This window comes from Embleya sp. NPDC020630 (assembly GCF_044334985.1).
In the GTDB taxonomy this organism is placed as follows: domain Bacteria; phylum Actinomycetota; class Actinomycetes; order Streptomycetales; family Streptomycetaceae; genus Embleya.
Map to the genome: position 1 here is coordinate 1 of NZ_JBIRUB010000054.1, position 10846 is coordinate 10846.

The following is a 10846-nucleotide window of genomic DNA, read 5'->3' on the forward strand; positions in this document are numbered from 1 at the left end:
GCTCGATCGAACGTCCGGATGAGAGGGCTATGTGGCTCAGCGACATGCCGACACCCTATGTACAAGCTTCACTTCCGATACACGGCCTGGAAGGGCGGGTCGTCCGCGCAGCCCTGCTCCCGCACCGGCGGATCGTCGGCGGTGGCGGGGATGTTCGGGTCGAGCACCCTGCGCAGGACCGCCTTCGCTCCGACGCCGCCGTGGCGGGCCAGGGGCCACAACCACGGCAATTCGCCCGCCAGGCGGTCGAGTTCGTCCGCGGGGATCGCCTCGAGGAAGGCGCGCAGGTCGTCGGGGACGGGGTCGTCGACCAGGCCCAGCCACGCCAGCGCGGCGCTCGCACGAACCACGAGCGCGTGGGCCGGGTCCGCCCAGTGGGCGCGAGTGAACGCGGCGGCGTCCTCGTGCCGGTGTTGGTGGGCCAGTTGCGCGATCGCCAGAATCAGACCCGCGCGCACCCGCGGGTCACCCTCGCCGCGCAGGCGCTCGTGCAGGGCCGCGGAGATCCTCTCGGCACGGTGCGCAGCGGCGGACAGGACGTACGCCGCGCCCGTCCGCATCCGCGGGTCCGGGTCGTCCAGGAGCGCGATCGGGATGTGCGCGTCGGTCGCGATCGCGGCGCGCGCCGCCTGCACGGACCAGTCCTCCCGGTAGGCGCCCGTGTCGAACCGCATGTGGTCCCCACCGACCCGCAACAGGCCCGTCCGCGGCGCGGCGCCGACGTGTCCGTCGCGCGCCGCCTCCGCGGCCAGGAAGAGCACGCCCACCCGGGGGTGCGTCGTGCGGTCCGCGGCGATCCGCAGCAGGAACGGTGCCGCCAACGCCGCCGGGGCGTACCGGGTGCCCTGATCACAGACCGAACCCGCCAACGAGGACAGACAGTCGCCGGCCACCGCCGCGTCGCCGGAACGCAGTCCCTCCAGGAGTTCGGGCACGTCCGCGGCCGAGCCGTAGGCGTGGGCGAAGCGATCCCACGGCACCCGCTCGTACACGAACCCCTCCCGCACCCCCACCGGCATGCCCGCAACGACCACGCGCACGTCCCGATCGGTTCCGCGCAGGCCCTCGCACCCGTGCCCCCACGACGTGGCCGCATCGAGATCGCCGTCCACCCGTACCTTCTCCTTCCGAGCCGCGTCACACTCCCCGCAGGCGCCGCGTGGTGCGTTCATGTCCGGGGTATCGTCCCCGGACCTTCGCCGGGCCCCTCCTGCGGGAACCGGGCGTGCCCGGCCACGGCTTCCCGTACCCGTGGAACCGGCAGCCGGGCGCTGGCTCTTTCGCGATGCGCGGACCCGACGCTCGAACGGCACCCGTTCCGGCGGCCCGCCCACGCCCGACGCGACAGGCACACCCGGCCCGCACGACCGTGGTGCTTCGGAGCGGGAGGCATCCGCGCAACCCCGGCCCACGGGTTCTGTGATGCCGGGCGTCAGGCGGCTCGAGGCGTGTCGCCGAGGCGGCGCAGCGCGTCGTCCAGGTCGGTTTGGGTGTGGTCGAGCCAGGTGGTGGTGATGTCGGTGCCGGTGGCGGTGTGGTCGGGGCGCCGGTGCAGGCGGGGGTTCTCGCCCGGGTCGGCGGCGCGGGCGCGGGTGATGGCGTGGCCGGCGCGTGCGGCGGTGGTGAGTTCCTCTCCGGCGGCGTCCAGGTAGGCGCGGGTGGCGGGTTCGGTGACCTTCGCGAGGTTGGTGGGGTCGGTCAGGGCACGGGCGATGGCCTCGAGGGTTTTGCCGGTGAGCTTGCGGGCGGTCAACGCCGGGGGCAGGCCGGGGAGTCGGGCCAAGTGCGCGAGGACGGTGCTCTCCATCAGGGCCAGGGAGTAGGTCAGTCGTCCGAGTTTCGACAGATAGGTGTCATCGGGAAACATGCGGGCCATTGTGCGATACCGGTCCGACGTTCACGGCCGCCGGGCGGCCCACACCGAAGCCCTTGTCGTGGGCGTCCTCCTGCGGTCGGCTCCGTCGGCCGAACACCTCACGGACGGCGGCGTTCTCTCGGGTCCGATGCCCTCGTCGACGATCGGGGCGATGCCCATGAGCGATCGCGATCGACATCGTGCGGAAATCGCGCGACGAGCGCTTCCACCAATCCGCAGGACAGCTCACACCCAGGGTCGTGTCGCGAGTGCGTGCATCGAGCGGATGCCGTCGGCACACTTGCCGCATCGGGGATGCCCTATCCGCCCGGACACCGCGATGGAAACAACGTGCCACGCGAACACCGCCGAACACGCCGGGCGTACGACCCCACCCGCCCACACGGCACGCAACCGCCGCCCGCGATCTACGACGAGCCGGCCGGGCAGCCGTCATGAAAGCCCCGAGGTTTGTCTCCCCGACGGGAAACCCGGTTCACTGACGGCCAACCGGTATGGCAGGCTCTCGGATCGACCGCGAACGTCGCCTCCCCGACGTCGTCTTGTCATGTGACCTCGGAGCGCCATGATTCGCCGTGCCGTACCCTTCCTCGCCGTCGTTGCCGCCCTGTGTGCCGGTTGCTCCGGCGCCTCCCCCGATCGGGCCCGGCCCCCGGCACAACCCGCTCCCCCGGCCGCCGATCACGGCGAGACGGTCCGCACGGCCGTCGCCGCCACCCGCGGGGGCAGCGCCCACTTCGAGACGCGACACGAACTCGGCTCCGAGGGCAGGCACTTCACGTTGACGATGACCGGCGACTTCGACTTCGCCAGCGATCGCGGGCACGTCGCCGTGGACTTCCCCGAGGGCGGCATCAGCCACATCGACGAGATCTTCACCGACGGCCTCGTCCACGTGTCCAACCTGCCGCAGGCCGAGGGCAAATGGGCGACGATGCCGCGCACGGCTGCCGAAGCCCACTACCTGCTCCGCGCCCCGCTGAACGACCCCGAGCACGTCCTCGAACAACTCGCCTCGATCCACGAGGCGACCAGGGTTGGGACCGAGGACCTCGACGGCACGCCCACCACCCACTATCGCGGAACACTCCTCGAAGACGCGATCACCCTGCGCATCACCGAGAAGATCCGCACCGGACTCCCGGACATCGCAGCACTGTTCCCCGACGGCCGGCTGAGCATCCCCGCGGACGTGTGGCTCAACCCCGAGGGCCGCGTCGTCCGCACCCGACTGACACTCCAACAGGCGGGCATGGACATCGTCGCCACCACGACCCTCTCCCGCCACGGCACCCCGGTCCCCGTCGACGCCCCCAAGGCCGAACAAACCGTGCCCGTCGACACCATCAAGGGCGTCCTCCCCGGCTGACGGACACACCCCGCCCTACCGCGGACACCACACCCGACACGGCGACACGGGCGTTCGACGGCCGCGGGGCGAACGTGTCGGCGCACGGGCGTGGGTTGTCGGTCAAGAAGTGTGTGCGAGGATGCGCGCGTCCCCAGACCCCCAGTGATCGGCCGGCCCCGTTCATGCACACCGCCCGCAGGCATCTCACCGTCGCCACCATAGTTCCCCTGCTCCTGGCGGCCGGGGCGTGTCAATCCGGCTCGGACGAGGCTCGTGATCCGAAACGCTCCTCCGACAGCCCTGCCGCCGCTGCGAGTTCGCCCACGGTCGCGTCGAGGGGCGCGTCCGATGCGGCGAAGGGCGGGGAGTTCACCGTCGAACGATTGCGGGCGGCCTGGGTCATATCGGGCGACCTGCCGCCGGGGTGGACGCCGATCGGGGAGGTCACCCGGGTGGCACTGAACTCCAGGGCGACCAAGCCGCAGTGTCAGCCGATCGCCGACCTTCAGGACCTCTCCGGGGCCGCCGCGCCCACCGCCGTGACCCATCTCGGACTGGACTCGGACGACGCACCGGGCACCATCAACGCGGTGAGCATCGCCCTGCTCCCCGAAGACGGCGCGGCCAAGGCCGTGGATGCCGCCCGGAAGGCGTTGCCGTCGTGCGGCGACTACGCGATTGGCACCGACGACCCCGCCGATCCGGGTGCCACCGCCGACTACACACTGACCGGCGGCGCCGGCCACGACATCGGTGACGACAGCCTGACGATGAACTTCGACACGGGCGAGCAGTACTCGTCCGTCGTCACCGTGGTACGGGTCGGGCCACTACTGCTCAGAGGCACCTCCGTGGGCATGTACGGTCCACCACCGACAGCGATCCCCAAGGCCGTCATGAAGGCCCAGGCCGACAAGATCACCGGGCCGACACGCCCCGCACACTGAGATCGAACACGGGGATCCGCCCCGCGGAGCGCCACGAGGCGGCCCCGTCGCGCGGCGGCTGTGCGGTGCCGATCGACCGCACGAGCCGGCCGCCGGGATATTTCGCCGGCACGCTCGAGTGGCGCCCGCATAAGGTCGCCGCATGACGACTCCCCCGCCCGGATGGGCTCTTCGTGACGCGCGTAGGGCGTGTCCGCATCTCGACGTGGACGATGCGTCGTTCCTGCGAGTCTTTCATCCGGGCCGGCGCACGTTCGACTACCTCTGCGAGCCCTGCGCGGAGCGCGCGACCGAGGAAGGGGCCCGTGCCGGCGTGGAACTCGCCGTCGTCTCGGCCGAGGACGTCGAACGCCTGGAGCAGGACGGCATCTGGGAAGGCGTCGTGGGATTCCCCGGGGCGATCGACGGTCCGGACCGGATCGCGCTGCTGCGCCGTCCCTCGGATGTTCGCCTCGGCGGTTTTCGGGCCGCAGTCCCGGTCGCCGATGCCCCGGGAGAGCGCTGGATCGTCGCGTGCGACGAGGTGTTGCTGGAGCTGGACGGTCGGACGGGACTCACGCGCGAGATCGCCGCGATCCCCCTGGACTCGCCCGACAAGGGCGCCAACGCCGAACTCGTCCTCGCCACCGACCGCGCCGGACGTTTCGTCGCCGTCGCACAGGCCAAGGGCCGACACGGAGCGGTCGTGGAGACCGCGTCCGGACGGGTCCTGATGCGGCTCGACCGCGGTGACTACCACGTGCGCGTCTGCGAGTTCCCCGTCGCCTTCGCCGATGTCGCCGGACGCACCGTGCTGGTGCACGCCACCGCGTGGAACCGGCTCGACTGTTCCGACCCGTCGACGGGCGCCAACCTCACCCACCGCGAATCCCCGAGCCCACGGCGCGAGATGCCCGTCGACGAGCACTACCTCGACTACTTCTTCTGCGGTCTGAGCATCTCGCCCACCAGCCGCCGCATCGTGTCGGACGGATGGATGTGGTCCCCGTGCGGCGTCCTGGCGGCGTGGGACCTCCAGGCGTGGCTGACCGACAATCCCTACGAATCCGAGGACGGCCCCACCCGCCGTGAACTCGCCCCCAGGTTCGAGGCCTGGGACGCTCCCCGAGTCTGGCTCGACGACCGGCGGCTCGCGGTCTGGGGGTTCGGCGTGGACGAGCAACTGCACGACGGTGTACGGATCTACGACGCGGAGTCCGGGACGGAGACCGATTGGTTCCCCGGACCCGTCGCCAACCTCGCCGCAGACGGCACCCTCCTGTACTCCCTCCAACCGCACCTGACCGTCTACGAGATCGCCACGGGCCTGCAACTCCTCATCGAACCGGACTACGCGGCCCAATCCCGCCACCCCCGCACCGGACGCCTGCTCGCGATCGACGACACCGGACACGTCGAATTCGCCGAGGTAACCGGCATCCGGACCTGACAGTCGGCAAAGGCGGAGCCGACGCCGGCGATGAAGTCAGCGGTGGACCCGAAGCGATCACAAGGCCACCGCACTCGGAGAAAGCGGCAGGACTTGGAGCCGGTACGCCGCCGGCGACCACCCACGGTCACCATGTGGCTGGACTCCCCCATCGCCTCAACGACGGCTGAAGCTCACGTCTCGTCCAGGCCAGGTTGCGGGTAGCCGATCTCGGTGATGTCCTCGGCCAGGTCCGTGAGGGAGACCTCCGCGTTCAGCGACGACACGAGCTTGTGGCTCAGCGGTCGCAAGGCATACACGTCGCGCACCGCTTCCAGGTCTACGGGAACCTCGTGGTAGTCCTCGGCGAAGCGCTGGAACGCTTCCGGCGAACGGTCGACCAGGAGTTCGAACAGACGCGTCGCCCCGTCGGGGTCGGAAGACCCGGCGGGGAAGTCGATCGCGCCGTGCCGCCACCGATCATCCGTCGACTCCCGCCACAGGCAGGCCGTCACGACGGGGACGTCGTCCTCGTCGGTGAACGCAGGTTCCTCGACGAACGGCTTGAAGACCTCCGGAACCTCGTCGATCACCCCCGGCCAGGGTTCGCCATCGTTGGCATACGGGCTCATCGGTGACTCGTGGTCGAAGCCGCGAACGTAGGCCCCGGCCGCCGAGAACACGATGGAGTACTCGTCCCCCGACCCGTTGCGCATCGATGCCATCTCCTCGCCGTCGGCCCAGCCGGCATCGAAGGAGTGGTACCGCCCTTCCCAGTGCGGGCTCAAGATCGCATCGAGCATCGCCAGTGAACGGCACAGGTTCCGCAAATCGGCGATCGAAGGGAGCAGGCGAGCTACGTCATGGACAGTCACGTGCCCATCCAACCGGACGCCCCTGACATCCGGAATCTCCCCAGAGCCGTTCCGCTCTGCGGCGGGGCGGGCAGCGTGGTCGGTCGACTCGCGTCGACATACGCGAGTCCACCACGTCGTCGAGCGGCCCGGTTCGACGGCGACGGTCGGGGTGCGACCTCCGTCGTCCGCCGGTCGAAGCCGCCGACGCGGCGCGCCGCAAGGAACTGTGCGTGCCTGTTCGGCCTCCCCATCGTCTCCCGCTGTCAAAAATGGGGACAGAGCGGTGACGGCGCTGGGAGAGGGTCAGGTCACAGGCGCGCTCCGGCCGGCTCCGGTCGTGACGTGCAGGGCACCCTGGTGCAGGTCGAGACCGCGGGCGGTGGTGGACTTGCCCACGCGGACAAGCCGGCCGGGTCCCTGGAACGCATCGGTGCAAAGGCGGAAGGTGTCCGGATCGGCGCAGTCGACGGTGCGCAGTCGCCAGGGGGCCGAAGAGGTGTCGTCGTTGCGGGGTGGCAGGGCGAAGTGGAGTTGGGCGGCGGCCGGACGCTCTGTCCCGTAGTCGGTGTGTGTCGCCGTCCAGGAGGCCATGACGAGAACCGCCTGCGACGGCGTACGCGATACGGGCGTGCCGTCGTCGAGGGTGGGGGTTGTTCGTTGTTCGGGGCGAGGGGCGTCGATGATATCCGTGCGGCCCGCGCGTGCCCTGAGGACGGTGGCGATCCAGCGGGTGATGTCCGGGTCGCCTTGGTCGGCCCAGGTTCGGATCACGTCCCGGAAGGCCGCCTCGCGGCGGCGGGCGCCGCGTTGCGACCCGGCGGTCAGGATCGCTTCGCCCGCTCCCGAGAAGGCTTCGCACAGCTTCGTCACCGGGACGTCGTCCGCGTGGGCGGCGTAGCGTACGGAACGCAGCTCCAGCATGGCGTGGTGCAAAAGTGTGGCGGCGGCGTGCGCGTCGGGGTCCAGATCTGCGCCCGGCGGCCGACGCGGTGGATTCGATCGGCTGGTTCGGGCGGGAGTGGTGGCGTCGGCGCGGCGGCCGGTGGTCGACAGGTGCCATGAGCGGTCGTCCAGGCGATACTCGCCGCCGGCGGCGCGGAGCCGACCTCCGGGGCCCAGGGAGATCCCGACCTCTCGCGGCCCGGTGTGCAGGATCGCTCCCCGGGTGTCGGCGAGGTCGAAGGCGATGTCGGTGACGTCGTCCAACCACACGTCCAGCAGGGCGGGCGGCGCGGCCTCGTCAACGGCGAACCTGCGATCGGCGACCAGTTGGACAAAGGCGGTCAGGCGGGTACCGGCACGCTCCACCCGCAGGTGACGGACCGAAGCCGCCGCCAGATCGTAGTCGGGGACCAGTTCGTCCACGTTGTGGCGCGTGAGCCGGCATTGCGGTGCCATCACGTGTCCGCGATAGTCCCGGCCCGGCGCCTGCAACTTGGCCGGTGGTACGAGTGGTTCGATGTCGTACCCGGCGATCGCGGCCTGGTCGGTCATCCATGCGCGCCGCCGCTCGCCGAAACCGGCCATCCACTCCAGTACGGTCCTCGCCCGCCGCTCGCGTCGACCGGCGTTGGACGTGCTCGCGGCCCAGAACAGGGGAAACAGATTGTTGTCCCACACATCCGCCGCCTCGCGAATGGCTTCCCGGTCGAACCGGCGAACATCCGCCGCGGCGTCCGCCATCCGATCCAGTGAACGATCCAGCAGCGCCGCCAGGACGGACATCGCCGACGCGGGACGCATGGGCGAGCGCGGTGCGTCGGACGGTGGAGGGACAGGTATGGCCACGTCGTGATCGTCGCACATCCATCTCGGCAGGCCCGAGCCGGCAAGGGCCGACGGGGAACAGCGTTCGGCGAACGGCGATTTCGGCCTCCTTCCGCGTCCACGCCGCACCGTGGATCCCGCGATCGGCTCCGTTCTCGAAGCGGGACCATGCACCGCCTGTACGGTTCTGCCATGACCGCGGCCGAGTACCCCATGTTGGTGCACGCATTTCCGGAACTCGCCGCCGAGATCGACGAGTTGCTGCGCGCCGACGGCGACGACGCGTTGGCCGGCGTGGTGGGTGGCCTGCGGTACTTCGGACGGTGCACGTGCTCGCCGACGTGCCTGCTGACCGCTCCACGGAGTTCGCCCTGCTCGTTCGTCGCCGAGCTGGAACGTGAAGCGGACGTCGTGATGTGGTTGTGGCTCGACGCCACGGCAACGACTGTCACCCACATCGAGATCATCGACGGCCGTACCCTGGCTCCGCCGCCCGACAGTCAAGACAGCCACGGCCACCACGTTCCCGGTTCACCGGACGTACCATCGGCCTCCGAGGAGCGTGTGCCCAACGAGTAACGCGGCTCGATTCGGGCCGTCCTCTCACCTGCCCGCAGGAGCGATCCTCGGTCCAGTATTGGCGAGCTGCCGCGTGGGTCGGGAGGGCCGAGGCGTTCGCGGAACCGTTCCGGTTCCGGGTCGAGTTCCGCACCTGTCCGACCCGCCGCGATGACGCGCTGTTCGACGTCGACATCGCGACGGTCGGCTCTGCGCGTCCGCGCGCCGAGGCTCGGCCCGACGTCGTCAGAAGGGCGGGTCGTCGGCGCATCCCGCCACGCGAGGCCAAGGATCGCGCGGCGCCGGACGCGTGTGGGTGTCGTGGGCGGGATCGCGACGCTTTTCCGTGGTTGCCGGTACGGCCTCCGCGGGTGTTGCCCACGGGTCGTCCGTCTCGTGTTCGACGTCGTCGGGGTCGAGGAGTGTGCGCAGGCAGCGGTGGAGGGCGGTGTCGCCGGTGTGGTCGATCGCGCGCATCCGGGGCAGTGGCGCCATCAGTCGGGCGGTGGTCTCGGTTGCGCAGGCGTCCAGGGTCGTGCGCAGTTCGTCGGGGACGGGTGCGTCGGTCAGGCACAGCCACGCGATGGCGGCGCTCGTGCGCACCTCGGGCGGGTTCGCGGGATCGTGCCACAGGGCCCGGATCCAGGCCTGGCATCCGGTGTCGGTGGCGGGGTGTTCGTGGGCGAGTTGTGCGATCGCGAGCACCAGGCCGGCCCGCACGGTCGGGTCGTCCTCGACCCGCAGGCGTGCGTGGAAGGCGCGGCGAATGTCGTCCAGGCGCCCGGAGGTCGCCGCCAGGACGTGGGCGGCGGCGGTGCGGATGTCGGTGTCGGGGTCGTCGAGCAGCGGAAGGAGGAGGTCGGCGTCGGTGGCGATCGCCGCGCGGGCGGCCTCGATGGCCCGGTTCCCCGGGTAGCCGCTCGGTTCGAAACACCACCCGTCGGCGACGCGCAGGAATTCCTCGCGGATCCACGTCGACGGGCCGCGAGTCCGGCGTGCCGTGTCCGCGGCCAGGACCAACGCCTCGGCGCGGCATCGGCCGCCGGGGTCGGCGGCGATCCGCAGCAGGAACGGCACGGCCAACGCGCACGGCGACCACGAACTGTTCGCCAACGATCCCCGCAGGTCGCGGAGGCCGTGGCGGACCGTTTCGGTGTCGTCGGACCGCAGCTCGGCCACGTCTGTCGCGGCCTGCGACCCGCAGGGAAAGCGGTCCCACGGCAGGCGTTCGTGCGCGAACGTGTCCCACACCCCGCGCGGCACCGACGCCACCACCGCCCGCACGTCCAACGGACCACCCACCTGATCCTCGAAGTCCCCGTTGACCGGAAACGCCCGCGCGACCGCTCGAAAGGCCGGATCGTCCCGCCACCACGCCATGCCCGACTCCCCTTCACCCAGGAACCCGACCGCTCGCTCAGGCGCTGGAGTTCGGTGTGCACGGCCACCAGGCGGCGGTCGACGTACCCCGCATCGAGCAGGCCCCCGTCGACCACCGGCAGCCGCGCGGCGATCCGCGCCCGGGACTGGCCCGCGGCGCGCAGCGTGTCGCTGCTCACCCGGATACGGGCCCTGTACTCGGAGTATGAGGATCGTGCCGACGAGGCCGTGATCACCCGGCCACCGTGCCCCGGGACGGCGCCCTGGGAACGACGTCGGCGTCACGGCTCGCGAAAGGGCGCGGGAGGGGGCGTGGCCGCGAGCAAACGTTCCAGGCAGCGGGACGACCCGCGGCCCGTGCTGTCGATCATGTACATCCAGGGAATGGGTGCCATGACGCGGGCGAGTTCGTCGGTCACGGTCGCCGCGAGCATCACCCGCAGTTCGTCGGGGATCGGATCGTCGGCCACACACAGCCATCCCAGGGCCGCGCCCACCCGAACCTCCGCCGGCTCCCGCGCGGTGGACCAACGCGCCCGCAACCACGCGACGACCCTCTCGTCCGGGCGCTCGCGGGCCTACTGAGCGATCGTCGGCGGTCGCCCGCGAAGCCGGGCGGGCCTTGCGTGAGCGGTTCGGGTCACGCTCGATCACCGCGCACAAGGGCCTCAACGACGTCCAGTTGGAAGCCGACCTCGCCGC

The 10846-nt window shown here is 71.0% G+C and carries 10 protein-coding genes; 4 read left to right on the top strand and 6 right to left on the bottom strand.

Annotated elements, in window-relative coordinates; translation table 11 throughout:
- Window positions 1-68: 68 nt before the first annotated feature.
- Both ACH4XV_RS48350 and ACH4XV_RS48355 read right to left on the bottom strand, forming a co-directional pair.
- The gene (locus ACH4XV_RS48350; RefSeq protein ID WP_395801004.1) at window positions 69-1172 is read right to left on the bottom strand and encodes a HEAT repeat domain-containing protein; all 1104 of its coding nucleotides are present in this window, start codon (window positions 1170-1172) and stop codon (window positions 69-71) included.
- Window positions 1173-1432: 260 nt separating this feature from the next.
- On the bottom strand, window positions 1433-1867 hold the full coding sequence (locus ACH4XV_RS48355) for a hypothetical protein (protein WP_395801006.1): 435 nt from the start codon (window positions 1865-1867) through the stop codon (window positions 1433-1435).
- A 574-nt stretch (window positions 1868-2441) separates the two neighbouring features.
- Here ACH4XV_RS48355 and ACH4XV_RS48360 point away from each other — a divergent pair.
- The 3 genes from ACH4XV_RS48360 (at window position 2442) to ACH4XV_RS48370 (ending at window position 5603) form a co-directional block, all read left to right on the top strand.
- Entirely contained in the window at window positions 2442-3245 is an 804-nt protein-coding gene (locus ACH4XV_RS48360) for a hypothetical protein (RefSeq protein ID WP_395801008.1), read from the top strand.
- A gap of 434 nt (window positions 3246-3679) precedes the next feature.
- A complete protein-coding gene (locus ACH4XV_RS48365) occupies window positions 3680-4174 on the top strand; it encodes a hypothetical protein (protein WP_395801010.1) in 495 nt (164 codons plus the stop codon).
- A gap of 142 nt (window positions 4175-4316) precedes the next feature.
- Entirely contained in the window at window positions 4317-5603 is a 1287-nt protein-coding gene (locus tag ACH4XV_RS48370; protein ID WP_395801012.1) for a hypothetical protein, read from the top strand.
- 173 nt (window positions 5604-5776) lie between these two features.
- Here ACH4XV_RS48370 and ACH4XV_RS48375 read toward each other — a convergent pair whose 3' ends face one another.
- Together ACH4XV_RS48375 and ACH4XV_RS48380 are read right to left on the bottom strand one after the other, a co-directional pair.
- The gene (locus ACH4XV_RS48375; protein WP_395801021.1) at window positions 5777-6457 is read right to left on the bottom strand and encodes a hypothetical protein; all 681 of its coding nucleotides are present in this window, start codon (window positions 6455-6457) and stop codon (window positions 5777-5779) included.
- A gap of 285 nt (window positions 6458-6742) precedes the next feature.
- Window positions 6743-8227 (bottom strand): hypothetical protein, encoded by a 1485-nt coding sequence (locus ACH4XV_RS48380; RefSeq protein WP_395801014.1) that lies wholly within the window; start codon window positions 8225-8227, stop codon window positions 6743-6745.
- A 171-nt stretch (window positions 8228-8398) separates the two neighbouring features.
- Between ACH4XV_RS48380 and ACH4XV_RS48385 the strand changes: the two genes are divergently transcribed.
- Window positions 8399-8785 carry a hypothetical protein gene (locus tag ACH4XV_RS48385; RefSeq protein ID WP_395801015.1) on the top strand — a complete coding sequence of 129 codons (387 nt, stop codon included), beginning with the start codon at window positions 8399-8401 and terminating at the stop codon, window positions 8783-8785.
- Window positions 8786-9010: 225 nt separating this feature from the next.
- On the opposite strand, the gene ACH4XV_RS48390 is transcribed toward ACH4XV_RS48385, so the two are convergent.
- A complete protein-coding gene (locus ACH4XV_RS48390; RefSeq protein WP_395801017.1) occupies window positions 9011-10144 on the bottom strand; it encodes a hypothetical protein in 1134 nt (377 codons plus the stop codon).
- A gap of 281 nt (window positions 10145-10425) precedes the next feature.
- Window positions 10426-10641, bottom strand: coding sequence for a hypothetical protein (locus ACH4XV_RS48395; RefSeq protein WP_395801019.1), 216 nt, complete (start codon window positions 10639-10641; stop codon window positions 10426-10428).
- Window positions 10642-10846: the final 205 nt, after the last annotated feature.

Bases quoted from the DNA above. Each gene is read 5' to 3' on its own strand.
- ACH4XV_RS48360 (WP_395801008.1), top strand. From the start codon at position 2,442: ATGATTCGCCGTGCCGTACCCTTCCTCGCCGTCGTTGCCGCCCTGTGT.
- ACH4XV_RS48350 (WP_395801004.1), bottom strand. From the start codon at position 1,172: ATGAACGCACCACGCGGCGCCTGCGGGGAGTGTGACGCGGCTCGGAAG.
- ACH4XV_RS48385 (WP_395801015.1), top strand. From the start codon at position 8,399: ATGACCGCGGCCGAGTACCCCATGTTGGTGCACGCATTTCCGGAACTC.
- ACH4XV_RS48390 (WP_395801017.1), bottom strand. From the start codon at position 10,144: ATGGCGTGGTGGCGGGACGATCCGGCCTTTCGAGCGGTCGCGCGGGCG.
- ACH4XV_RS48370 (WP_395801012.1), top strand. From the start codon at position 4,317: ATGACGACTCCCCCGCCCGGATGGGCTCTTCGTGACGCGCGTAGGGCG.
- ACH4XV_RS48355 (WP_395801006.1), bottom strand. From the start codon at position 1,867: ATGTTTCCCGATGACACCTATCTGTCGAAACTCGGACGACTGACCTAC.